The sequence below is a fragment of the Commensalibacter oyaizuii genome (assembly GCF_029953265.1).
Classification (GTDB): Bacteria; Pseudomonadota; Alphaproteobacteria; order Acetobacterales; family Acetobacteraceae; genus Commensalibacter; species Commensalibacter oyaizuii.
Genome location: NZ_JASBAO010000001.1, coordinates 256,391 through 281,389, shown reverse-complemented (window position 1 = coordinate 281,389; position 24,999 = coordinate 256,391). Strand labels below are relative to the sequence as shown.

The window sequence follows — 24,999 nt, the reverse complement described above, 5'->3', positions numbered from 1 at the left end:
ATATCAGCAATAGAACATTTCATTATGACCTTATTAAAGTCTTTTACACTTCGTGCATCTTTAGCCCTCGCCGTTTCTTTGGTATCATTAACAATGGTACAAGCCAAACAAAAACTAGATCAACCAGCACTATTGGCAGCGGATGCGTTAAAACCTGTTGCTGAAGTTAAAGAATATATTCCTGACTATATCGCTGTTGGTGATGATGGTCGGCTATTTGCTGAATTTTCACGATATAATACAAATATTGGTCCTGCCCTAGCCATTATCCAGCACGATAACTCAATTATCCCCTATCCAGGGGGAACATGGAACGAATGGAATAAATCAGCTCAAAATCGTGATCCTGCCAATAGTTTTATTGGGTTGGATGGTATGACCATGACCCAAGACGAAAAATTATGGGTTTTAGACAGTGGTATCGATAAAACAAGCAATACCATGGTCAAAAATGGGGCAAAAATTGTTGAAATTGATACCAAAACCAACAAAGTTGTTAAAACACACCCTATTCCAAGTTCTGTTTTGCGCGATAAAACTATTTTAAATGCAATTGCTGTATATAATAATCATGCCTATATTGCGGATCGTGGGGCACCTGCCTTAATTATATTCGAACTGAATACAGGTCAAGCCCGCCGTGTTTTAGAGAATTCATCAACTTTATATTCTAGAAATGCAATTGTTGTCGACGGTCAAACATTGCGCCCCAGTTTAGACCAAAATTCACGCTTCAATGTTAATCAATTGGCCATCTCCCCAGATGGCAAGCGACTATATTATCAAGCTGTCAGCGGTCCACTCTATCGTATTGACACAATGTATTTAAATGACCCTACCTATTCCGAGGCAGAGTTAAACGAAGCTATGATGTTATGGTTTAAAACGCCTTCTTCTGGTGGGATTGTTTGTGGTCCTGATGGAACATTATATTTTGATGATATTGCTACAAACAGCGTTTATCGCTTCACCACGGGGCGTATTTTAAATAAACTGATTACTGACCCTCGATTAAAATGGCCAGGACATCCATTTGTAACTAAAAATAACGTGTTATATATTCCAACAACACAACTGAATCAGACAAAACTTTTTAACAAACAAGACCATTCAACCATTCAATGGCCACTACCTATATACAGTTTAACCCCACCACCTTTAAAAAATTAATCTTTATTGTTATTGTGAATTAGGTTCTTATGCGTTACGTTTCTACTCGTGGGCAAGCCCCCACCTTAAATTTTTCTCAAGCTCTTCTTGCTGGCCTTGCCGAAGATGGGGGGTTATATATCCCTCAAACTTGGCCTCAACTTTCCGCTGACGAGTTTCGTCAGTTGCGCGGCCTGAGTTACCCAGAATTAGCAGCCAAGATCATAGGGCTTTTTACAGGCAACGATATCCCCCAACCTGTTTTACTGGATTTATGCCAACAATCTTATGCAGGATTTAATCACAAAGCCATTGTTCCCTTGATTCAATTAGAACATAACTTATTTGTGCAAGAACTATTTCACGGCCCGACTTTGGCTTTTAAAGACATGGCCATGCAACTGCTTGGACGATTATTTGATTATGTTCTTAGCCAAAAAGGGCAACGTATTAATATTGTTGGTGCAACCTCAGGGGATACAGGCTCTGCCGCTATTGAAGCATTTAAGGACAGCAAATACCTTACTGTTACCATTTTACACCCCTATGGCCGTACTTCTGAAGTACAGCGCCGTCAAATGACGACCGTTTTATCTTCAAATATCAATAATATTGCTGTCGAAGGATCGTTTGACGATTGTCAAGATTTGGTTAAGGCAATGTTCGCTGATGCCTCTTTTCGTGACGAAGTACAACTCTCTGCTGTAAACTCTATTAACTGGGGCAGAATTGCAGCACAAGTTCCTTATTATATTTATGCAGCCCTTGCCCTTGGGGCCCCAGATAGAGAAGTATCCTTTACAGTCCCTACTGGAAATTTTGGAAATATTCTGGCTGCTTGGACTGCTAAAAAGATGGGGCTGCCCATTAATGTTTTATGTGTTGCATCCAACCATAACGATATTTTAACCCGCTTTATACTTAATAACGATATGAGCATTCAAGGGGTAAAGCCCAGCCTCTCTCCTTCTATGGATATTCAAATCTCGTCTAATTTTGAACGGTTATTGTTTGAACTGTTAAATCGGGATGCAAACCAATGTCGTCAGATTATGCAAGATTTTCGTAAAAATGGAAAAATGGATATTCCTGATCTTTTATGGAACAAAGCCAAGGAGTCATTTAAGGGTTTGGCACTAAGCGATGAAGAAACAAAAACAGTTATTCAAAACTGTTATAATGATTCTTTATATCTTGCCGATCCACATACTGCCATCGGTATTGCAACAGCACAAAAATATCGTTCCAAAGATGTACCAATGATCACTGTTGCAACAGCGCATCCAGCTAAATTCCCCGATGCTTTAAAACAAGCTACTGGAATTTTGCCTCCACTCCCCCTTGCTTTGGCGGACTTATACGATCGCAAGGAAAATTATCAGATTTTACCCGCAGATTTGCAGAAAATTGAAAATTCTGTCAGAGCTGTTATTCTTAAAAATAATTTCTAAACTATAATTACTAGGATAAATATGAACGAAGCTGTAAACATAACGCGTTTGCCCTCTGGCATGCTGATTGTCACCGAACGCATGGATCGTGTTGAAACGATTTCTCTTGGTGCTTACGTCAATGTTGGTACGCGTTGTGAGGCAGCACAAGAAAATGGAATATCTCATTTTCTTGAACATATGGCCTTTAAAGGAACCAAGACACGTTCAGCCCTTGACATTGCAGAGGCCGTGGAAAATGTAGGGGGGCATATCAATGCCTATACAGCACGTGAAGTTACGGCTTATTACATAAAATTACTAAAAAACGATAAAGAGCTGGGCGTGGATATTTTGGGGGATATTTTAACCCACAGCACATTTGATCCCAATGAATTGGAACGTGAACGGGGGGTTATCTTACAAGAAATTGGTCAAGCCAATGATACCCCTGACGACATTATTTTCGATTATTTCCAAAGCACCGCCTATCCCAATCAGCCAATGGGCCGCCCCACCCTAGGATCAGAAGAATTAGTACGCACCATGACGCGTGATCATTTACTGCAGCATATGCATCGTCATTACAGTACAAATAATACAATTTTTGCCGCTGCTGGTAATTTAGAACACCAACATATTGTATCTTTAGTTGAAAAATACTTCAAAGATGTCCCTCAAGGTCAAGCCATTCCTCCAGAACCTGCAAATTATCAAGGTGGCGAATTTAGAAAAGAAAAAGAGCTAGATCAAGCGCATATTATCTTGGGATTTCCATCAATTAATTATAATCATCCTTTATATTATGCTGCAATTTTGCTCTCTATCATTCTGGGTGGGGGAATGTCTTCACGGTTATTTCAAGAAGTTCGTGAAAAACATGGGCTGGTTTACTCTATTTATGCCTATAACAGCGCCCATCAAGACGACGGATTGTTTGGAATTTATGCTGGTACGGGTGAAGAACAAACAAAAGAGCTTATGCCTATTTTGGTTCAAGAACTAAAAAAGATTCAACAATTCATTAAACCCGAAGAGTTACAACGTACCAAAGCACAATTAAAATCATCATTATTAATGTCCATGGAAAGTACTGCCAGTCGCTGTGAACAAATTGCACGTCACTTGCAAATTTATGGTCGCTTGGTTTCTGCGCAAGAAATGGTGGAAAGAATTGATGCTGTGGAGATCAATGACCTCTATCAAATAGCATCCCAGATTTTTCATGGAAAACCAACCCTTGCTACTTTGGGGCCTATTCGACATGTTCCCTCATTGGCCGATATCACTGAAAGTCTAAACGCATGACGCAAAACCAAAATTTCATCAAAGATTTAATTCTTCAGGCACAAAAAAAGGGGGCAACAGCCGCAGATGCAATCATGTTGGCCTCGACCTCTGTTGGTGTACAAGTTCGAAACGGCCAACCAGAAGAATTAGAACGGTCAGAAACCAAAACCGTTGGGTTAAGAGTGTTCATCGATAAACGCTCTGCCACCATCTCGACTACAGATTTACAAAAACACAATATAGAAAAGTTGGTCGAACAAGCCATTTCTATGGCTAAAATCTTACCTGAAGATCCCTTTGCAGGGTTGGGCGAACCATCAGATAAACCTTGTATTGATCCAAAATCACTTGATTTATGTGATGAATCAGAACGCTCAACCAAAGAAATGTTGGAACAAGCCAAGCAAACCGAAGCTGCTGCTTTGTCTATCAAAGGAATTACCAACAGTATTGGGGGCAGTTGCGGCTATGGTAAAACAGAAATTATTTTGGCTAATAGCAACGACTTCTTTGGCACGTATGCTCGTACCTCGCATTCTTTGTCTGCCTGTGTACTAGCGGGAACAGGCACTGATATGCAGCGCGATTACGATTATCATTCCACCGTGCATTTAAAGGATCTAGAAGATCCCGAAAAAATCGGACGTAATGCAGGGGAAAAAACAGTAGCTAAATTGCATCCCAAAAAACCCAAGACGGGCATACTCCCAATCGTATTTCATCCAAGAGTAGCCAATAGCATCATAGGACATCTGGCCAGCGCGTTAAATGGCTATTCCATTGCCAAAGGGACTTCGTTCCTTAAAAATGATTTGGGAAATCTTATATTTCCTGAAAATATAACAATTATTGATCAACCTTATCAAATTAAAGGTCTTGCATCACGCCCGTTTGACGGTGAAGGTTTATTTCCAGAAGAGCTTAAATTAGTTGATCAAGGAAAAATTGCCAATTGGTTATTGGATAGCCGCACAGCAAAGCAACTGGGACTAAAAAGCAATGGTCACGCAGCGCGTGGGCCTTCTTCCCCTCCTTCGCCAACTACAACTAATTTATATGTAATGCCTGGAAATGTCACGCCAGCAGAACTAATGGCAGATATCCAAGAAGGAATTTATATCACTGAAATGATTGGATCTTCAGTCAATATGGTTACTGGGGACTATAGCCGAGGGGCAAGCGGTTTCATGATCCGTAATGGGGTGCTAGCCGAACCTGTTATGGAATTTACGTTGGCCTCGACCCTAAAAGAAATGTTTTCGAAACTTCATGTCGCAAATGATTTGGAATTCCGATATAGTACCAACAGCCCTACATTACGTATTGACGCAATGAGTATTGCAGGCAATTAACATATTATTACCGAAATAGGTGAAAGAAATGAATCGTACGACCATTTACAGCCGTACCCTCCTTTGTCTTTTAAGTTTTACTTTGGTTTCAACCCCACTTGTGGTCGACCTAATCCCTCAAGCTGAGGCCAGAGCAGGACGTGGATCATCTATGGGTAGTCGTGGCAGCAGAACCTACAGTGCGCCATCTTATACCAGAACCGCCCCTAGTGGCGGGCAGTCTATGCAACGTTCAATGACACGCCCACCTTCCACACCCACCCCTTCCAGACCCGCACCGACAAGTGGGGGATTTAACAATACAGGTCCTGCAAATCGTCCAGCCCCTCCCGCACAGCAGCCCTCTGCTGCTGGCAACTTTACCCGCGGTTTGGTTGGTGGGGCTGTAGGGGCGGCGGCCTACAACATGCTAGCAGGTGGTCATAAAGAAAGTAACGCACAAGCACCAACCAATGGACAAACCCAACAGCAACCTGAAAATAGCAACAACCAGCAACAAGTTGCACGTCAAGACAACAATTCATTTGGTGGTTCACTATTGTTTCGTTTGATTGCAATTGGCTTGGTCGTATGGCTTGTCATGCGCTACCTACGTCGACGTCGCCAAAATAATTCTGGGAACCAAGGAATGAATATGGGCATGAATAACAATACCATGCGCCAACAACCAGCCCAGGCCCAGCCCACACAACAATCAAACATACAACTCAGCCAAGATGATTATCTAGCCTTCCAACAACGTCTGTTAGAAGTGCAAGAGGCTTGGAACCGACAAGATCTAGGTAGTTTACAAAAAATAACTACACCTGAAATGCTTGCTTATTTTAACGAGCAATTAACTGATCTAAGCAGTCAAGGCCTTCACAATAGTACTTCGAATGTACAATTTATCGAAGGTGATCTATCTGAAGCTTGGGCAGAAGGAAACAGAGAATATGCAACGGTTGCAATGCGTTACTCATTAATTGATATTACAACAGACAATACAGGTCGTGTAGTAGAGGGTAACCCAAATCAACCAATTACAATTACAGAACTTTGGACATTTGTTCGGGCGGCAAATAATAAATGGTGGTTATTATCCGCAATTCAACAAACCAATTAACATTTAAATAATAATACTTTAGCTCGTTAAAGCTAGCAGGATTTATTTTAACAATTGCTACTTTAATGAGCTTTTAAATACCACTGATATTTAGCATAAAAACAAGCTGAGCACTTTCACACATTTGAAATAATACTAAAATAACCAAAATATATAAAATCAAGTCGCTTTATAAAGCAATAAATAAAGCAAACTTTATACCAAAATGGTTATTTAATAATTATTTAACACTAAATCTTATGAAATATAATAGTATTTTGCCTTAAAAGATCATCTAAAAATGCATTATCTGAATACATTACTAACAAAAGACTTTGTATAACGAATTTTATTGATACTTGCATGACTATATAATCTAACAAACCACTCTATAGAACACATCATCATCGTTCTTGACGGGTTCTTATCTAACAATATGATCCGTTCACTTGTACTGCCAAATATTGTTAGTTTATACTTAGTGAATTCACATTGATTTCAGCACATATAACGTACTTATTCAAAAGATTATCTTTTTGAATACCAATAACCTATCAACAACAGCAGTTATAAAACTACTAATTATTAAAAACATATATAATTAGCGATCTTTTTAAAAAATGCCACCAATACGTATCACTATCTATCGCATTTCATATTTTTGCTTATTGGTTTTACATTTGAATTAATGCAAGCGTATATAAAATACCACTTAATCCAAATAATGCAGATAATAGTGCAACATTTCGTTTATACTGACGTCGTCTGTATTCTTCTTCTGCAGTGATTGAAATTACAATAGCTTTAGCTTGTCGTTTTTTCATTTTTTAGTTTCCTTTAAACAAAATGATCAATAATAAGCGCAAAAAATAAGAAAAAAAGATATATTAAAGAATAACGAAAAGAGTGACGGGCTGCCTTATCATTATTTAAACTTAATCCTTCGAGCGTTTGCTTCTCTAATAATACCTTAATAGCCATATAAATAAAACCAAGGTTTAAAAGAATGGCTGCTATAGTATAAATATAGGATGTATATCCAAAATAAACAGGGAGTAAGGAGACAATAGCTAAAATAATTGTATAAATAAGGATTTGCCAACGTGTGTGCCTTGCCCCTTTAACAACAGGCAACATTGGAATTCCAGCCTTACCATAATCTTTACAAGCATATAAAGCCAATGACCAAAAATGAGGAGGCGTCCATAGAAAAATAATTGAAAATAAAATCACTGGAAATAAATCTAATGTACCTGTAACGGATGTCCAACCAATCAATGGTGGAAATGCACCAGCAGCCCCGCCAATGACAATGTTTTGTGGGGTAGAGCGTTTTAGCCAAATCGTATAAATAACACTATAAAAAAAGATCGAAAATGCTAAAATAAAAGCTGTCAAAATATTTGTTGCTAAAAACATTAAAACAACTGATAAAACCGACACCCCTATTCCGTAAATTAATGCATCAGAGGGACGTAAACGCCCAGCAGGCAAAGGTCTTGTAATGGTTCTTTGCATGATTTGATCAATATCACGATCATACCACATATTAATTGCCCCAGCCCCACCAGAAGCCAAGCAAATACATAAAATACTAACCAAGGCAATAAAAGGATTAACATGCCCAGGTGCTAAAATAATACCTACGACCCCTGTAAAAACCACAAGGGAAATAACTCTGGGCTTTAACAATATAAACCAATCACGTAGATCACTGCCAACCAATGCAGGATCGAATCGAATTCTTTTTGAACCAACCACTTCGTCAGATATCGATTGACTCATAACATATCCTATTTTGATTTCGAGAATAAAGGAGATGGACGTTGCCATTCATAGGTTATGGCACCCTCTCCCCAATAATTATTGGGTAATTTTTCTTTACTTTTCACAGCCTGAATAACCACAATCATAAAAGCTAATAAGGACATTCCCATGAACACTGCCCCTAATAATATTGATTGGCTGCCCAACGAAAAAAAATCAACTGTAAATACAACACCGGCAAACGTTAAAGCAAGATGAATTTTGCCCAAAAGTTCGGAATATGGTTTGCCAAGAATTTTGCCCATCCAAAAATAAAATCCAGCAAAAACAGCGAACAATAAAGCATAGGAAATACAAGAATGGATCTGTCCCATTTGACTAACCAACCCCTTATAGGGCCAACCCATTCCTAAAATGATCATAAATCCGAATGACCAAAAAACTGGAGTAACAAGATAACGACCACCCCTCCGCAAAAGACTGACCGCATATAGAAGTAAACCTAGGGTTAATACATATACTGCACTTGCTAGGACGGCATGTATTTCATAAAATTGATTGAAGCTGTTCAGTGTGCCGTTAAAGAGTATTTTATTCCAAAACAAAAAAACACAGAGCGTGGTAAATGCCATTAAGCTTATAATAAATGACTTGTAACGAATAGTCTGACAAGAAAGGCTGGCGACAATATGAAAAATAATTCCAAATGCAGGGACAATTAAAATCGTTAACATAGGATATGTAAAAATCTTTACCGTATAGGCGATTTTAATTGCAAGATCACCACTGTTTGCCCAATAAATACGTGTCAAAGCTGCCAAGAACAACGAAGACATGGGAACCGTTAGTGCTGCTGCAATTCCTTGTCCCCATACAAATAATGGCAAATTAGTATATTCAACACCAGGCCCACGATTATTAATAATACTGATAAGCATGTTAATTGAAAAAATAAGCACAGACAACGCCCAGAAGACCAAACTCAATAGAGAAAACAAACTGACAGTGGGCTGAAAGAACGTAACAAAATTACAAGAAAAGCCAATTAACAGGCACGTCAACGCGATATAATTCAGTGATTTGAATGCCATGTCTTTTGCCGCAATTAAAATTGGGACAAACCATGCCCCAAATCCCATCATTAATGCAGGCTGTAAAACAAAAAAAATCATCATACGCGCATGGGTTTGCGGCAAATTCTGCATAAAAGCAGGATGAATCAAAGAATTAAAAGTTGAAATATAATAACTTATCTGAAAAAATAGTGCAGCAATACCACCACTTATTCCAGCGAATATAGCCAAAAGTAAGGCACCCATTCCAACTTTATAATGACTGTTCATGCGAGTTTCTGTCAAGTTCTTCATGGTTTCATAATGGTGTTAACCATATCATAAACTTTTTTTAATGTCTTCTAAACTATTTGCTATCTAGCAAGGCTAACTAATGTAAACAAACCAAAGGGTTGTACTGGCTGAGTTCTTGCTTTTCTGAGTTCTTCTGGAGGCAAAAGCGATTCAATTGAAAAATCAGGATGCCAACCCAAAGCTTTAGAAGCTGGGGCCATAATACGTTCAACGTAATAACGTATTCCTTTTTGGGCAATAAAGTGATTAACAAATAAAATATGTCCTCCTGGTCTTACAACCCGTTTTAACTCTGCAAACAATCGATCTGGATGTGGCACAACAGATGCAACAAACATACCAACTGCAATATCAAAATACCCATCTTCGAAACTGGTTGCTTCGGCATCCATTTCTAGTAAATTATCTACATTTACCAAATTTTGGCGTTCGACACGTTGCTTTGCCCTTTTCAACATATCTGTTGACAAATCAATTCCAGTAATTCTCTTGTCTTGGTTATAAGCAGGTAAGGCCAGTCCTGTTCCCACACCAACTTCTAAAACTTTTTTCCCGGGTAAACGATTAACTTCGGCAACTGCACAACGGCGTCCAAATGACGAGATACTTCCAAACACTGTATCATAAACCGTAGCCCATCGACGATAAGCTGTTTTAACAGCATCTGCGCTTAACGCAGTATGAGGCGAAGGAGGCACGTTATTGCTCCTGAGTAAATTGTGAATGACGATAATTTTTTGACAAAATCTTATTAACCAAAAACAAAGAAAAAACCAACGAGTTTTTTAAAGATGGATCTAACGAGATGAGTTTGTTCAATCATGTATCAATTTGACAAATGATTTTATTGCTGTCCTCTTTATTATTTATCGATTTGCAATTATATACTATAATCAATTCATAAAGTAAATAAATGATAATACCAGGACCGGATCTTCTTTATGTGGATATCTTCTCTTAATTGGCTTCTTGCTTTCATAAGTCTTATTTTATGGGTAGCGGATTTTTCTTATATCTTTCGTAAGGATATTTACAAATGGCTTGATAACAAATTTGGAAAAGATGATCCTATGCCCCCGACCCCTCATCAAAAAGATTCAGACTCTTAGTTTTTATGAAATATAATTTTTAATTTTATCCCAAATAATAGCTGCTGAATTTATTTTGTTAAAGCGATCTAATTCTTGCAATCCAGTTGGAGAAGTTACATTAATCTCAGTTAAATAATCGCCCAACACATCAATTCCAACAAATAATAATCCTTCTTTTTTTAAAGTCGGGCCAATAATATGGCAAATCTCCTTGTCACGTTCAGTCAATTCAACCTTTTGCGCAACACCCCCCACATGCATATTAGAGCGAAGATCCCCTTTTTGAGGTACGCGATTAATAGCACCGATAGGTTCGCCATCAATTAAAATAATTCGTTTATCACCTTGTTTAACCGCTGATTCATAACGTTGGATCATTAACGGTTCACGAGAGTAAGAGGACTGTAACTCTAACAAAGAATTAAGATTTTCGTCATCTTCACGAATACGAAACACCCCTATGCCGCCATTACCAAATAAAGGTTTAATTATAATATCTTTATATTGTGCCCTAAATTCTTTAATCGCAACAATATCACGTGAAATCAACGTTGGCGGCATAATTTGGGGCCATAAAGTTGCGAAAATTTTTTCAGGGGCATTACGCACAGATCGTGGATTATTCACTACGAATACTTTATTTGCCCCAACACCATGAATATGTTCTAAAATATGCGTTGCTGTAATATATCCCATATCGAACGGTGGATCCTGACGCATTAATAAAACGTCAAAATCATTTAAAAAAACAGTTTTCTCCGTACCAAAATGTGCATGGTCACCTTGAACTCGCTGCACAGATACGTTTCTTCCACGTGCTGTTACTTGACTTGAATGATGATCATTTTTTAAGCTTAATGTATCCACTGAATAAACAAATAATTCATATCCTCTGGCCTGCGCTTCTAACATTAAAGCAAAGGTTGAATCACCGTTAATATTCACAGTTTCCAAAGGATCCATCTGTACAGCAATTTTTAACATGATTTTATATTCTTTCTTTGATTATTTATTTTGTGAAGGATAAGAAATTTCAAGAATTTCTAAGAATTTTTCACCTGTTGGACTTTGAAATCTAACTTCGTCACCAACTTTTGCATTCATTAATGCTTTGGCAATTGGGGATATTAGACTGATTTGTCCATGTTCCATTATAGCCTCGTCAACTCCAACGATCGTTACCTCGTGTTCTATATCTTCTTCAGTAATATATTTAACGGTGGCACCGAAATAAACTTTGTCCCGACACGATTGATCTTGTGGATTAACAATCACCGCATTTTCTAATCTTTTTGACAAAAAACGAACACGGCGATCAATTTCCCGCAATCGTCTTTTACCATAAATATAATCTCCATTTTCAGACCGATCGCCATTCCCAGCAGCCCAGGAAACAATTTCGACAATCTTGGGTCGTTCTTGATATAGAAGTTCGTTAAGCTCTTTTTTTAAACGGGCATGACCTTGAGGTGTAATATGAGGTGGGGTTACAGAAACCATCAATCTTAAACCCCCGTAAAGGAATAAAAAATATCCCCTCGTAATTCTTGATCAGGCTTTAAAATAGTCAGTCCTCGATCTGAAATTTCAGGCATATTAATTCCATTATTCATGTTACTTGCCGGCTCGAGCGTGAAATAAGGTTGATTTTCAGGCGTAAATACGACCAAATGCTTAAAAATTTGACTGCAAGTCATGGTTAAATAAGCATGGCTATATTTCCAACGAATAAATGCAAATCGATCCCATCCTGCATAACAATTATCTAGTACGGTGTCTTTTTTCAAAACTTGCATTTTCTCAAAAGACCAATTCCCTTCAATTGACATGCGCCCTTGGGGCAAGCCATCTGTTCCATTATTCCAAACACTTCTTGCTGTAAATCCAACTTCAACCTGATCGCGTCTTGGGAAATAAGGATGAAACCCTAAACCCACGGGTTGTTTTTCATGGTCTGTATTCTTAAAAGATAAATGAACAGCCAATCCGTTCTCACTCAACGCATAAACAATTTTTGCAAAATAAGAAAAAGGCCATTGTCCACTAAATTCCCCATTTGGCTCGTGGGTTAACGATAATGTCACGGTTTTTTCTGTTAATGCTTCTAGGGACCATTCCCTTTGCCAGGCGTTTCCATGAATAGAGTCTTTGCCATTCGCTGCATTTAAGTCCAATTGATACGAGCGATTTTCAAACTGAAACTGTCCATTTGCAATACGATTAGAATAAGGCAACAAAGGATAGGCAGCGATAATCTGTTTTGAGCGTGAGGCCAAATGTGAGTTAACAATTGGATAGAAAACCGGAATATCTCGCCTTAACCAATAGGCAATTGACCCACCCAAAGCAGGATATATACCAACACGATTATCACCCGATTTAATTTCTAACATAATTGATCTTAGCCTTTCTTCACGGTTCGAGTTCTTCTACGTGGAGAGGGTTTATACCCGCCACCCCCTGGCCCCAAGGGCTTTGGAACAAAAGAGGTCTCTTTCTTTTTTGCCACATAATGCAAGGAAACAGATGATTTTAATTGATGATCCAGCCCCAGATCCATATCTTCTAGCCTTTTAATCTCGTCTCGTATATGTGCTGCTTCCTCAAATTCTAAATTTGCAGCCGCAGCATGCATGCGCTTTTCTAATTCAGCAACGGTGTGTTGTAAATCTTTTCCTACAAATGTATTTGCATGCTTTGATTGGATTGGCGAAACGGTTACATAATCTTGTTCGTATACAGAGGCCATTGCTTCCCCAATTTTTTTTCTTACGGAAGCTGGAGTAATATTATGCTGTTTATTCCACAAGGTTTGTTTTTCCCGTCTCCTGGCTGTTTCATCAATGGCATATTTTAAACTGTCGGTCATTTTATCCGCATATAATAAAACACGTCCATCGACATTTCGTGCCGCCCGTCCAATTGTTTGCACTAATGACGTACGAGATCGCAAGAATCCCTCTTTATCGGCATCTAAGATAGCGACCAACTGACATTCTGGAATGTCTAACCCTTCGCGTAACAAATTAATACCAACCAAAACATCAAAAACACCAAGACGTAAATCGCGAATAATTTCAATCCGCTCTAGCGTATCAATATCAGAGTGTAAATAGCGAACCTTAATCCCTGATTCAGTCATATAATCAGTTAATTTCTCAGACATTTTTTTGGTCAACGTTGTTACCAAAACACGTCCACCTTGTTGAATAACCTTACGTGATTCAGCCAATAAATCATCAACCTGCAACTCTACAGGACGAACGTCTGTAATAGGGTCGGTAAGCCCTGTTGGACGGATAACTTGTTCGACAAAAACACCTGCGCTTTGTTCAAGTTCCCACGGCCCTGGTGTGGCACTGACAAAAATACTTTGAGGTCGATACGAATCCCACTCGGCGAAATTTAACGGCCGGTTATCCATACAAGAAGGTAAGCGAAATCCAAAGTCAGACAATGTCTTCTTGCGTGCATAGTCCCCACGCTCCATACCCCCGATCTGTGGAACACTAACGTGGCTTTCATCAACAATTAATAACGCATCTTCTGGCAAATATTCAAACAAAGTTGGAGGGGGTTCCCCGGGATTGCGCCCCGTTAAATAACGAGAATAGTTTTCAATCCCCTTACACAGTCCCGTTGTTTCAATCATTTCCAAATCAAATGTCGTGCGTTGTTGTAAACGCTCAGCTTCTAACAACTTACCCTCGGCAACAAATTGATCCAACCGTAGCTTTAATTCAGATTTGATGGTTTTCATTGCTTGGGTTAACGTGGGACGTGGTGTCACAAAATGACTGTTGGCATAAACAGCAATATGTTGCAAGCTGCCTGTTTTTACCCCAGTTAGGGGGTCAAATTCATCTATTTCTTCAACTTCGTCACCAAATAGATGCACACGCCACGCACGGTCTGCATTTTGCACGGGGAAAATATCAATAGTTTCCCCCCTTACCCGAAAAGTTCCCCGTTGAAAGGCCGCATCGTTACGACGATATTGTTGTTCTACCAATCCCTTTATCAGTGTATCACGATCGATTTCGCCACCAACCTCAACACGTACCACCATTTGGGAATATGATTCAGGTGATCCAATACCGTAAATGCATGAAACAGACCCAACAATTACTACATCATTACGTTCTAACAAAGCCTGAGTAGCAGCATGTCGCATTCGATCGATTTGCTCGTTAATTTGGCTATCTTTTTCAATATAAGTATCTGAACGTGGAATATAGGCTTCGGGCTGATAATAATCATAATAACTGACAAAATATTCAACAGCATTCTCAGGAAAGAATTCTTTCATCTCTCCATAAAGCTGAGCTGCTAATGTCTTATTGGGGGCCAAAATCAAGGTTGGTTTTTGTACAGCTTCAATGACCTTGGCCATGGTAAAGGTTTTACCCGATCCCGTCACCCCCAACAAAACCTGATTGCGATCCCCTGCCTTAATGCCCTCGGTTAATGCAGCTATCGCAGAAGGTTGATCGCCAGCAGGCTCAAAATCAGATACAACTTTGAATTGATTAATTTTTGGTTTTGCAGGAATTTTCTCAGGGTGAAAAATAACTTGATAGTCTCTATTTTTATGCTTTTTCATAAAGCCATTTCCCATTACCTATCAAAACGTAACCTTCAAGACAAAATAATAGCAAATATATAAAGAGATTTCTATCAATTTAACATTGCATTACTGAACAAATCAATGCTGTCAAATACAAAACGACAAGCATCTATCTAGGCGCTATAACATAATTTTCAGTATAAAAAATTAGTTAAATACCCTCTTTTTCTACTACCTGTGGTATTATAATTAAAACTAGCAAGTCTCGCCGTTACTTCTGTGCCTAGTTTTAGTAATAGTAAAACGCCATAACACCATCAGAGAATTGATTTTTTTTGAGATCAAGTTTGTTCTCTCCATATATTCTTAATGTTCGTGACATAATATATGATTGTAGTGCTGCAAAAGATTACGCCGTCTAAGCAACTAATTTAATCAATATATCCGAAGACAATATTGTTTATTAAATCGGCAGACACTAATAATTATTTACTACCTAGTGGACTAGTTATGAACGCTACAGTTGATTAAAGAGCTATATCTATAGCATACACTAAAAGTTATAGTAACCATGTACTTACATATCTATTATCGTCACTCATTTATTTAAAATGAGGATTCTCTTTCTTTTATCGTTTATGTTTAATATAATTTATCTGTAAGTGTCGAAATAAAATAATATAATTAACATCTCAACCTTTTACCAGGATTACCATGTTGTCGTTTGATCATATTACCCGCAGTCAAAAAAATAGCTCTGGCATCGACCAAGATCATCAAGACCATTTACCATCTTGGGATTTGTCAGATTTATATTCATCTCCTGATTGTCCTCAATTACAAAGTGATCTGGACAAAGCTCAAAATCTGGCCTCACAATTCATCAAAACATGGCAGGGCAACTTACAGACAGCTTCAAGTCAGCAAATTGCCAAAGCTATTCACGATTACGAAGCAATCAGTGAATTACTGGGGCGCATCGGGTCCTATGCACAATTAATCTTTACCACTGATTCTACGGATCAAAAAAACACACAATTCTATCAACATATCAGTGAGAAAACCACTGATATTAGCACAAAAATTTTATTTTTCTCGCTCGAATTAAACCGTATAGACGAAGATACGCTTAATGAAAAATTAAATGACCCGGCTCTGCAAGTTTGGAAACCATTTTTGGATAGTATCCGATTATTCCGCCCCTACCAACTGAATGATGATCTTGAAAAACTGCTGCATGAAAAAGCAGTGACAGGGCGTAATACTTGGTCAAGACTATATGATGAAACCTTGGCAGCAATGAAAATTACAGTCGATGGAGAAAAAGTCAGCCTAGGTGAAGCATTAAATAAATTGTCATCTGCCGACCCTGTAACGCGTCAGAATGCTGCGACAGGGTTAAGCAGCAGTTTTACTAAAAATCTACGCTTGTTTTCATTAATTACAAACACATTGGCCAAAGACAAACAAATTACCGATCAATGGCGACAGTTCCCAAGGGTGGATTCCGAACGCAATTGCGACAATATGATCGAAGATCAAGTCGTTGATGCCTTGGTTAATGCCGTTACCAATGATTATCAACGTCTTTCCCATCGTTATTACTTGCTTAAAGCAAAATGGTTGGGATTAAAAAAATTACAACACTGGGATCGTAACGCCCCTTTGCCTGATGACAGCGATCAAAACATCCCTTGGGAACAAGCCAAAGATATCGTATATTCTGCTTATCAAGAGTTTGATCCACGTATGGGTGAAATGATCAAAATATTCCTGGACAAACCTTGGATTGATGCCACATTACGACCTGGCAAAGCATCGGGGGCATTTGCACATCCAACAGTCCCTTCGGTCCATCCTTATATATTGTTAAACTATCACGGTCGAAATCGCGATGTAATGACTCTGGCTCATGAATTGGGGCACGGCATACATCAATTATTAGCAGCAAAACAAGGGTATATTTTAGGCAATACCCCCCTAACATTGGCTGAAACCGCTAGTGTTTTTGGTGAAATGTTAACCTTTCAAAGTCTGTTACGAACGCAAAAAACCAAAGAACAACGCCGTATCATGCTAAGCCGTAAGGTCGAAGACATGCTAAATACCGTTGTCCGCCAAATTGCTTTTTACCAGTTTGAACGCAAAGTGCATGAGGCACGTAAGGAAAATGAACTGCTTCCAGAACAAATTGGGCAATTTTGGATGCAAACCCAGCAAGAAAGCTTAGGTCCAGCATTCGAATTTACCCAAGATTATGCCACCTATTGGACATATATTCCCCATTTCATTCATTCACCGTTTTATGTCTATGCCTATGCTTTTGGGGATTGCTTGGTAAATGCTTTGTATAAGGTTTATCAAGATGGTCATCCTAATTTTCAAGATAAATATATCAAGCTATTAGAAGCAGGCGGCACAAAAAAGCATCAAGATTTACTGGCTCCTTTTGGATTGAATGCATCCGACCCTCAATTTTGGCGTAAAGGTTTGGATGTTATCTCTCATTTTATTGATGAATTGGAACAAGCATAATCATGGAAAAAGACGATAATCTTGATAAAACCAGCCTGTTTGGCGGAATGAGACGAATGATTAAATCGACCACAGCCGTCGGGGGAATAGCAGCACGCTTAGCAGGTGAAAAAATGGGAATACCCATTAATAAATCCGCCCATGCGGAAGAATTGAAAAGCATATTGGGTGGGCTAAAAGGCCCTATGATGAAAGTTGCTCAATTAATCAGTACTATTCCAAATGTTCTGCCTGATGAATATGCTAAAGAATTGGCGCAATTACAATCCAACGCACCACCGATGGGATGGTCATTTGTTCGTCGTCGCATGAAATCAGAGCTGGGACCTAATTGGGAGAGCCGTTTTAAAAATTTTTCCCACGAGGCCGCAGCGGCAGCAAGCCTTGGACAGGTTCATCGTGCAGCTTTGCATGATGGACGTGAAGTTGCCTGTAAATTGCAATACCCTGACATGGCCAGCACAGTGGAATCTGATCTTAAACAACTGCGTTTACTAATTACCGTTTACCATCGTTTAGACAATGCGATTAAACAAGATGAAGTCTACAAAGAACTAGTAACCCGTCTACAAGAAGAGTTGGACTATGAACGTGAAGCCGCGAATTTGCGTCTTTTTTCCTTAATGCTTCAAGATAGCAGCCGCACTATTGTTCCTGATTTAATCGAAGATTTATCAACCAAGCGTCTTTTAACCATGGAATGGGTGGAAGGGAAAAGCCTGCAACATATGATTAATTCAGGCTTGGACCAGGCACGAAAAAACGATATTGCACGCTCTTTATTCTTTTCTTGGTACATCCCTTTTTATCATTATGGGGTAATTCATGGCGATCCCCACATGGGGAATTTCCTAATTAATCCAGATAATCGTCTGTGCTTGCTGGATTTTGGTTCAATTCGTATTTTCCAAGGTAAATTCGTGCAAGGTGTTATTGATTTATGCAAAGCTATCGAAACCCACGATGATGAATTAGCCCACCATGCCTATACCTCCTGGGGGTTTAAAGATATTTCAAAAGAAACCATGGAAATCTTAAACGAATGGGCACGGTTTTTGTATGCCCCCCTTACCCAAGATAAAGAACGTTTAATCCAAGATGATAGTGATCCTGATCTTGGACGAAAAATTGCAGCCAAAGTCCATAAAGGTTTGCAAAAAGCAGGGGGCGTAACCCCACCAAGAGAATTCGTCTTGGTTGATCGTTCTGCCATTGGGTTGGGCAGTTTATTTACACGATTAAATGCTAAATTAAATTGGCATCATATGTTCCAAGAAATGATCGCTAATTTTAATCAAGAAACTATGGATCGAGCACAAAAACAAGCACTTGAAACAGCCAGAGTCCCACCCCCATTAGAATAAAATAAATCGTATTATTTATTTTTAATCAGCCCTTCATTATTCTTTATGATATGAAGGGTTTTTATTATCAAAACTTATAATTTGTAACAACCATCTATGGCATCGTTCCCTTTTAGGTATGACATTAACGGACTAAGAGCCATTGCTGTCATTGCCGTTCTCATTTTTCACTATAATCATGCTTGGTTACAAGGGGGATTTACTGGGGTCGATATTTTCTTTGTAATTTCTGGTTATCTTATTACTACAATTATTTTAAAACAATCAAAAAAGAGCACTTTTTCCTTAATCCGTTTTTACAAATCCCGTATCAAACGTATTGTTCCTGCATTATTAATGGTTTGCATTATATTAATAATTGTAGGATATGCATTGTTTGAACCAATGACTTATAAACCTATTGGGCAATACAGTTATAGCAGTTTATTATTCGTTTCGAATTTCGTATATTATACAAAATCTGGATATTTTGATGCCAGCTCCGATGATAATTTCCTGCTGCACACATGGTCTCTTTCTGTAGAATGGCAGTTTTATCTGATCTATCCTATTATTTTGTTATTATTTTACAAAATTTTTCATAAAAATACAGTCAAGCTTATCTTAATTCTTATAACTATCACTAGTTTTTCTTTAAATATCTACTTTGCTACCTTTAATTCCAATTTTGCCTTTTATATGCTTCCTACTCGTATTTGGGAGTTGCTGATAGGGGCATTGGCCTTTTTATATCCTATAGCGCTAACATATTATTATAAAAAAATAGTTGCATTGCTGGGAATAGCAATAATCATTATTTCGCTCCTTATTATTCCTGCCACTGCTCCTTGGTCCAGTTATTTCATTATTCTGCCAGTTGCTGGGGCTTATTTACTGATCATCAGCAAACCTGATAAAATATTTCTTTCTAATTTTATATTTCAACTGATTGGCAAGTTGTCTTATTCAATCTATTTAGTCCACTGGCCAATTATCGTTTTTTTTAGAACTATACAAGTTAATCTGAATATTTATAGTTATATCTTATTAACGTCGATATTTTCCAGTTTACTATACGTTTTGATAGAACGAAAAAGAAATTACAGTTATATATTTATATTATCTTACTTAACTACAATTCTTACTGGACTTTATATTTCGATTAACGGGATAAGTGCTAGAATACAAGATGAAAAATACAAACTTGATGCAACTCAGTTTCATCAACAATATTACGGTGGGAAAAATATTCCTTCCTTATCAATGGTAACATCATTCAACAAACAAGCTAATCCCCAACCTGAATTCATCTTAACAGGGGACAGCCATGCGCGCCAATATGGAAATTATTTCCTAAATCAAAAGATTAATTTTATTGGATTATTTGCAGATGGTTGTCTGGCTTTTCATGATTTTTATATTAATATTTTGACACAAAATAAATACCTCAAAGCCTGTATAAAACAATATGATAATTTACAAAAGACATTAAGAAAAAATCCAAACAGTGATATAATCATGGTTCAAAGGTGGGATTTATATGAATTTTATCCCATTCATCACATCGCAAACCAACCAAATACATCAGATTTATTCAAAGCCTTAAAGCAAGAAATTGAACAATTAATAAAAGAAGGTGGAAATCAGCGCCATTATTTTATCATTGGCAGAACCTTTGACAGTAATTACAGCAGCTTCAAATGTAATGCAAAAAAACAGTTGTTCTTTTATAAATATATTAATCCCTTACCCTGCCAAACAACCATTCCTAAATCTGCAATATATATCAATGATCTTTTGAAAAAAATTACTAGCGACATTCCTAATGTGTATTTTATTGATCCCAACGATGCTATATGCAGCCAAGATACATGCAAAATTGTTGATAATCGTAATAACCCTATTTTATCAAACGAAGATCATCTGTCGATTTTTGGCGCAGACATCGTTGGGTCATATATTTGGCATAAAATCACCACAATAAAGAAACATGATCGAAACATAAAAGATCACAAATAATCATTATCGTTAAATATTGTTATTAAACGTTGAGGAGAAGAACGATGAAAAAAATTTCTACTATTTTTTTAGTTTCCTTTGCATTTGCATCTGCAGCTTATGCTGGGGACCCTGGTCGTGCTGTCCAAGAAATCTCTAAACAAAGGGATATCGCAGATTATAACTGTAAAAATAATTTACCAAACCGTTATGCCGCAGAGGGTTTTTGTAGAAAAAGAGATGCCTTACAAACCAAATTAGATAGAATGGGCCAAAATCAATCCTCAAACGATTCTTATCATAATCAACGTTATGATCGTGATCATGACCGTGATCGTGATCGTGATCGTTATAATAATCGTTCACATGATAATAAAAAACGTTATAATCGTAACAACAATCGTCATCATCACAGTCATCACAACAATCATAATAATCGTTATGATCGCCGTTAATAATAAATTATAAAACAAAAGCCAATATTACTATTGGCTTTTGTTTATTCATAATTTAAAAAATTGGTTTGAGGGCCTTATAAGTAGCCTTGAATTTTAGATATTTTTCTTGATACTTATCTCTCATTTCAGCATGAGGATGATAAGATGCCTCAACAGGCGGTTCTGGCAGAAGATCACCAATAGTAACATTAGGATTACAACTTAACATTGCCAAGCGTGCAGCCCCTAATGCGGGGCCGACGTCGCCACCTTGACGATAATCCAAGACTTGTCCTGTAATATCGGCTAACAACTGACGCCAAAAGGCACTTCTTGCACCTCCACCAATCAAACTAATGTGATCTGGTTTTAATCCTGTTGCGTGTAAAACCTCCATACCTTCAGCTAATCCAAAACTGACACCTTCGACAACCGCACGTGCCAAATCTTGTCGATCATGCTTGTGCGTAAGGCCAACAAATACACCCGTTGCCTGAGGATTGTTATGAGGGGTACGTTCACCAGAAAGATAAGGTAAGAAAATCAATGACGAAGGATCTTTTGCGGTACTTTCAGCTGCTTTTAATAGCTCTGGAACAGAAGCAATTCCCGTCATTTTAGCAACCCAATCCAAACAAGAAGCTGCGCTCAACATTACTGACATTAAATGCCACGTATTGGGCAGAGCATGACAAAAACTATGCACGGCTTGTTCAGGGTTACACAAAAATCCATCTGCAGCTACAAAATATACCCCAGACGTCCCAAGCGATAACATGGCTTGACCTTTACGGTAAATTCCAACACCAATAGCGCCCGCTGCATTATCACCCCCACCTGCAGTAATTGTTACTGTATTCGACAGTCCCCAACGTTCCGCCAGTGCGGATTTAATAGTTCCTGTTGATTGATTGCCTTCAAACAACTGTGGCATATGATCTGTTGTCAATCCACATGCATTTAATAATGGCTCACTCCATACACGTTTACCCACGTCTAGCCACATTGTACCTGCAGCATCAGACATATCTGATGCAAAAACGCCATTCATTAACCAGCGTAAATAATCTTTAGGTAATAAAACTTTGTCAATTTGTCGGTAAATTTCTGGTTCATGTTTACGCACCCAGCAAATTTTTGGGGCTGTAAATCCTGGCATCATTAAATTACCAGTGATTTGACGTGAATCTGGGACCGCCTTTTCTAAATCAATGCACTCTTGATAACTACGCCCATCATTCCATAAAATAGCAGGGCGCAATATTTTACCGCTCTTATCCAACAAAACAGCGCCGTGCATTTGACCTGTCAAGCCGATTGCCTTCACATCTTTTAAAGGATGTTGCTGTCCCAAAGACAACATAACTTTATCAGCAGCCTCCCACCAATGATTGGGGTCTTGCTCTGACCACAAGGGATGCAAGCGGGACACTGTTAATTTTTCAGTATGGCTTGCCAATATATTATGCTGATCATCTAATATAATCCCTTTAATACCAGATGTGCCTATATCAATACCTATATACATTACGCTCTCCTATACTGAAATATAATACGAATCAAATTCGTATAATTTGATACTATATCTATTTTGTTAAATATAAAAATCATTACAATTATTTCTCTTTAATAGACAAACTTTTTTAAAAATCTACCGCATCGACTTTAACATCACGCAGGAATCATGGAACCCCTTATCACAACTTTGCTGTAATAATGATTTAGCAAGATCTAAGTCTTTTGGGATTTGATGGCCGTTATGATACAAATTTGCCAATAAATACATGGCTTTGGCATTACCTTGTTTAACAGCTTGCTCAAAATACTCCTTAGCTTTGATAACATTAACGGCAGTACCCTGCCCATTCAAATACAAAGTTCCCAATATTAAATCAGCATCGGTAGACCCCTGATATGCTGCTTTTTCAAATAAACTTGCAGCTTTACTGTAATCTTTATTTGTTCCTATCCCTTGGTAATACATCATTCCCAAACGATACAATAAATCAGTGTTATTGCTATTTATTCCTCGTTGGTAGATTTCAAAAGCTTTCTTGTCATCTTGAGGGGTGCCAAGACCTTGCTCATACATCTGCCCTAATGCTAAAAGTGCATCCATATTTCCTTTATTGGCAGCTTGCTCGTATAAAGCCAATGCTTTAGCGTAATCTTGGGCAATATCTTGACCATCTCTGTATAAATTTGCCAACGCCAGTTCTGACTCTACATCACCACTTTCAACACCTTTTTCATACCATTGAACAGCCTTGGCGTAATCTTTTTCGACACCAAGCCCTCTTTGATATAATTTGCCAAGTGCGTAATAAGCATTGGCAGAATGCTGTGCAGCAGCCTTCTCGTACCATTCTTTGGCTTTTACATAATCTATAGGAACATCTTTATCCTGCTCACCTTTTTCATAAATCTGGGCAACCTTTAATTGCGCAGCAACATTCCCATCTTGCCCAGCACGTTTAAATAAATCAAAGGCTTTGCGAAAATCTTCATTGACACCACGTCCTTGCAAAAACATCATGCCCAGTGCATAGGTTGCCCTGTTATCGCCATCACGCGAGGCTTTTTCATACCAATAAAGTGCTTTTGGGTAATCTTGAGGTACATTATTGCCATCATCATATAAATGAGCCAGGGTATATTGTGCCTGAACGTTATTTTTTTTCGCAGCACTCTTTAATAATTCAAAAGCAGTATTGTAATTGACATCGACACCTAGACCTTCTTTATACATTCTAGCCAATTGATATTGTGCGGATGCATTCGTTTTTGCTGCTCTTTCATACCAATAAATTGCTTTTGAATAATCCTGTTCAGTACCATCACCTTTTTCATACATAAGTCCTAAATAGAACTGTGCTTTTCGATCCCCCTTATATGCTGCTCGTTCAAAATAACTAAACGCTTGTTGATCGTTTTTAGGGACATCTTTACCTTTAAAATATAATTTACCAAGATAGGCCATAGCCTTGGTATTACCTTGTTCAGCCGCTTGTTTTAAAAAATCCAATCCTTTTTGAATATCCCTGCGTCCATTAAAACCTTCGTAATATTCTATTCCTGCAGCATATTTTCCATCAATATCGCCTGATTTTGCAGACTGTTCATACCATTTAACGGCCTGAGCAGGGTCAGCTGCAACCCCTTTGGCATATTTATACATATTTCCCAAGGCGTATTGTGCCTTGGTATATCCTTGTTTGGCCGATTTTTGATAAAATTCAAAAGCTTTGCGATGATCTTGTTCTGCCCCACGCCCCTTTTCGTACATAACCCCCAACATATATTGAGCTTCGTCATTGCCAGCATTTGCAGATTGTTCTAAATATTCACGCGCTTTTTTAAAATCTTGGGATGTACCATCGCCTTGCATGTAAATATTAGCCCTATTAAACTGTGCTTCGATAAATCCAGTTCGAATAGTTTTATAAAAACAAATACATAAAATAATAAAAATAACAGAACAAGCCGTGGCGACTTTTCCAACAAGTGCTATTTTCGATCTGGACATAGGCATAGTAAAACAACTAACTTTTATAACTTACGAAGACAATATTTTTTTTAAATTAATACT

Annotated in this window: 19 protein-coding genes; 9 read left to right on the top strand and 10 right to left on the bottom strand. The window is 38.1% G+C overall.

Annotated elements, in window-relative coordinates; all coding sequences use genetic code 11:
- Positions 1-24: 24 nt before the first annotated feature.
- The 5 genes from QJV27_RS01180 to QJV27_RS01160 are packed head-to-tail and all read left to right on the top strand — an operon-like array spanning position 25 to position 6,326.
- A complete protein-coding gene (locus QJV27_RS01180; RefSeq protein ID WP_281447165.1) occupies positions 25-1,170 on the top strand; it encodes an L-dopachrome tautomerase-related protein in 1,146 nt (381 codons plus the stop codon).
- A 29-nt stretch (positions 1,171-1,199) separates the two neighbouring features.
- Positions 1,200-2,600, top strand: coding sequence for a threonine synthase (gene thrC, locus QJV27_RS01175; protein WP_281447164.1), 1,401 nt, complete (start codon positions 1,200-1,202; stop codon positions 2,598-2,600).
- Positions 2,601-2,621: 21 nt separating this feature from the next.
- Entirely contained in the window at positions 2,622-3,887 is a 1,266-nt protein-coding gene (locus tag QJV27_RS01170) for a M16 family metallopeptidase (protein ID WP_281447163.1), read from the top strand.
- Positions 3,884-5,221 carry a TldD/PmbA family protein gene (locus QJV27_RS01165; RefSeq protein ID WP_281447162.1) on the top strand — a complete coding sequence of 446 codons (1,338 nt, stop codon included), beginning with the start codon at positions 3,884-3,886 and terminating at the stop codon, positions 5,219-5,221. The genes QJV27_RS01170 and QJV27_RS01165 overlap by 4 nt, the downstream gene beginning before the upstream one ends.
- 28 nt (positions 5,222-5,249) lie before the next feature.
- Entirely contained in the window at positions 5,250-6,326 is a 1,077-nt protein-coding gene (locus tag QJV27_RS01160) for a Tim44 domain-containing protein (RefSeq protein WP_281447161.1), read from the top strand.
- A 653-nt stretch (positions 6,327-6,979) separates the two neighbouring features.
- Here the strand turns inward: QJV27_RS01160 and QJV27_RS01155 are convergent.
- The 8 genes from QJV27_RS01155 to uvrB form a co-directional block, all read right to left on the bottom strand.
- Positions 6,980-7,129: a hypothetical protein gene (locus QJV27_RS01155; RefSeq protein WP_281447160.1), complete on the bottom strand. Its 150-nt coding sequence runs from the start codon at positions 7,127-7,129 to the stop codon at positions 6,980-6,982.
- A 13-nt stretch (positions 7,130-7,142) separates the two neighbouring features.
- Complete coding sequence (gene cyoE / locus QJV27_RS01150; protein WP_281447159.1) at positions 7,143-8,090, bottom strand: heme o synthase; 948 nt, start codon at positions 8,088-8,090, stop codon at positions 7,143-7,145.
- A gap of 8 nt (positions 8,091-8,098) precedes the next feature.
- Positions 8,099-9,415: a cbb3-type cytochrome c oxidase subunit I gene (locus QJV27_RS01145; RefSeq protein WP_281447158.1), complete on the bottom strand. Its 1,317-nt coding sequence runs from the start codon at positions 9,413-9,415 to the stop codon at positions 8,099-8,101.
- A gap of 83 nt (positions 9,416-9,498) precedes the next feature.
- Positions 9,499-10,173, bottom strand: a complete 675-nt coding sequence (locus tag QJV27_RS01140) for a class I SAM-dependent methyltransferase (RefSeq protein ID WP_408869629.1) — start codon at positions 10,171-10,173, stop codon at positions 9,499-9,501.
- 378 nt (positions 10,174-10,551) lie between these two features.
- Positions 10,552-11,514, bottom strand: coding sequence for a glutathione synthase (gene gshB / locus QJV27_RS01135; RefSeq protein WP_281447156.1), 963 nt, complete (start codon positions 11,512-11,514; stop codon positions 10,552-10,554).
- A gap of 21 nt (positions 11,515-11,535) precedes the next feature.
- Positions 11,536-12,030 carry a transcription elongation factor GreB gene (greB, locus tag QJV27_RS01130; RefSeq protein WP_281447155.1) on the bottom strand — a complete coding sequence of 165 codons (495 nt, stop codon included), beginning with the start codon at positions 12,028-12,030 and terminating at the stop codon, positions 11,536-11,538.
- A 5-nt stretch (positions 12,031-12,035) separates the two neighbouring features.
- Complete coding sequence (locus tag QJV27_RS01125) at positions 12,036-12,923, bottom strand: aldose 1-epimerase (RefSeq protein WP_281447154.1); 888 nt, start codon at positions 12,921-12,923, stop codon at positions 12,036-12,038.
- An 8-nt stretch (positions 12,924-12,931) separates the two neighbouring features.
- On the bottom strand, positions 12,932-15,133 hold the full coding sequence (gene uvrB / locus QJV27_RS01120) for an excinuclease ABC subunit UvrB (RefSeq protein ID WP_281447153.1): 2,202 nt from the start codon (positions 15,131-15,133) through the stop codon (positions 12,932-12,934).
- A gap of 678 nt (positions 15,134-15,811) precedes the next feature.
- On the opposite strand from uvrB, the gene QJV27_RS01115 reads away from it, so the two are divergent.
- From QJV27_RS01115 to QJV27_RS01100, 4 genes are all read left to right on the top strand, one after another.
- Positions 15,812-17,632 carry a M3 family oligoendopeptidase gene (locus tag QJV27_RS01115; protein ID WP_281447152.1) on the top strand — a complete coding sequence of 607 codons (1,821 nt, stop codon included), beginning with the start codon at positions 15,812-15,814 and terminating at the stop codon, positions 17,630-17,632.
- A 2-nt stretch (positions 17,633-17,634) separates the two neighbouring features.
- Positions 17,635-18,996 (top strand): ABC1 kinase family protein, encoded by a 1,362-nt coding sequence (locus tag QJV27_RS01110; RefSeq protein ID WP_281447151.1) that lies wholly within the window; start codon positions 17,635-17,637, stop codon positions 18,994-18,996.
- Positions 18,997-19,092: 96 nt separating this feature from the next.
- Positions 19,093-20,994: an acyltransferase family protein gene (locus tag QJV27_RS01105; RefSeq protein WP_281447150.1), complete on the top strand. Its 1,902-nt coding sequence runs from the start codon at positions 19,093-19,095 to the stop codon at positions 20,992-20,994.
- Positions 20,995-21,038: 44 nt separating this feature from the next.
- Complete coding sequence (locus QJV27_RS01100) at positions 21,039-21,428, top strand: hypothetical protein (protein ID WP_281447149.1); 390 nt, start codon at positions 21,039-21,041, stop codon at positions 21,426-21,428.
- 55 nt (positions 21,429-21,483) lie between these two features.
- Here QJV27_RS01100 and xylB read toward each other — a convergent pair whose 3' ends face one another.
- Both xylB and QJV27_RS01090 read right to left on the bottom strand, forming a co-directional pair.
- A complete protein-coding gene (xylB, locus tag QJV27_RS01095; protein WP_281447148.1) occupies positions 21,484-22,938 on the bottom strand; it encodes a xylulokinase in 1,455 nt (484 codons plus the stop codon).
- A gap of 123 nt (positions 22,939-23,061) precedes the next feature.
- On the bottom strand, positions 23,062-24,942 hold the full coding sequence (locus QJV27_RS01090) for an SEL1-like repeat protein (protein ID WP_281447147.1): 1,881 nt from the start codon (positions 24,940-24,942) through the stop codon (positions 23,062-23,064).
- Positions 24,943-24,999: the final 57 nt, after the last annotated feature.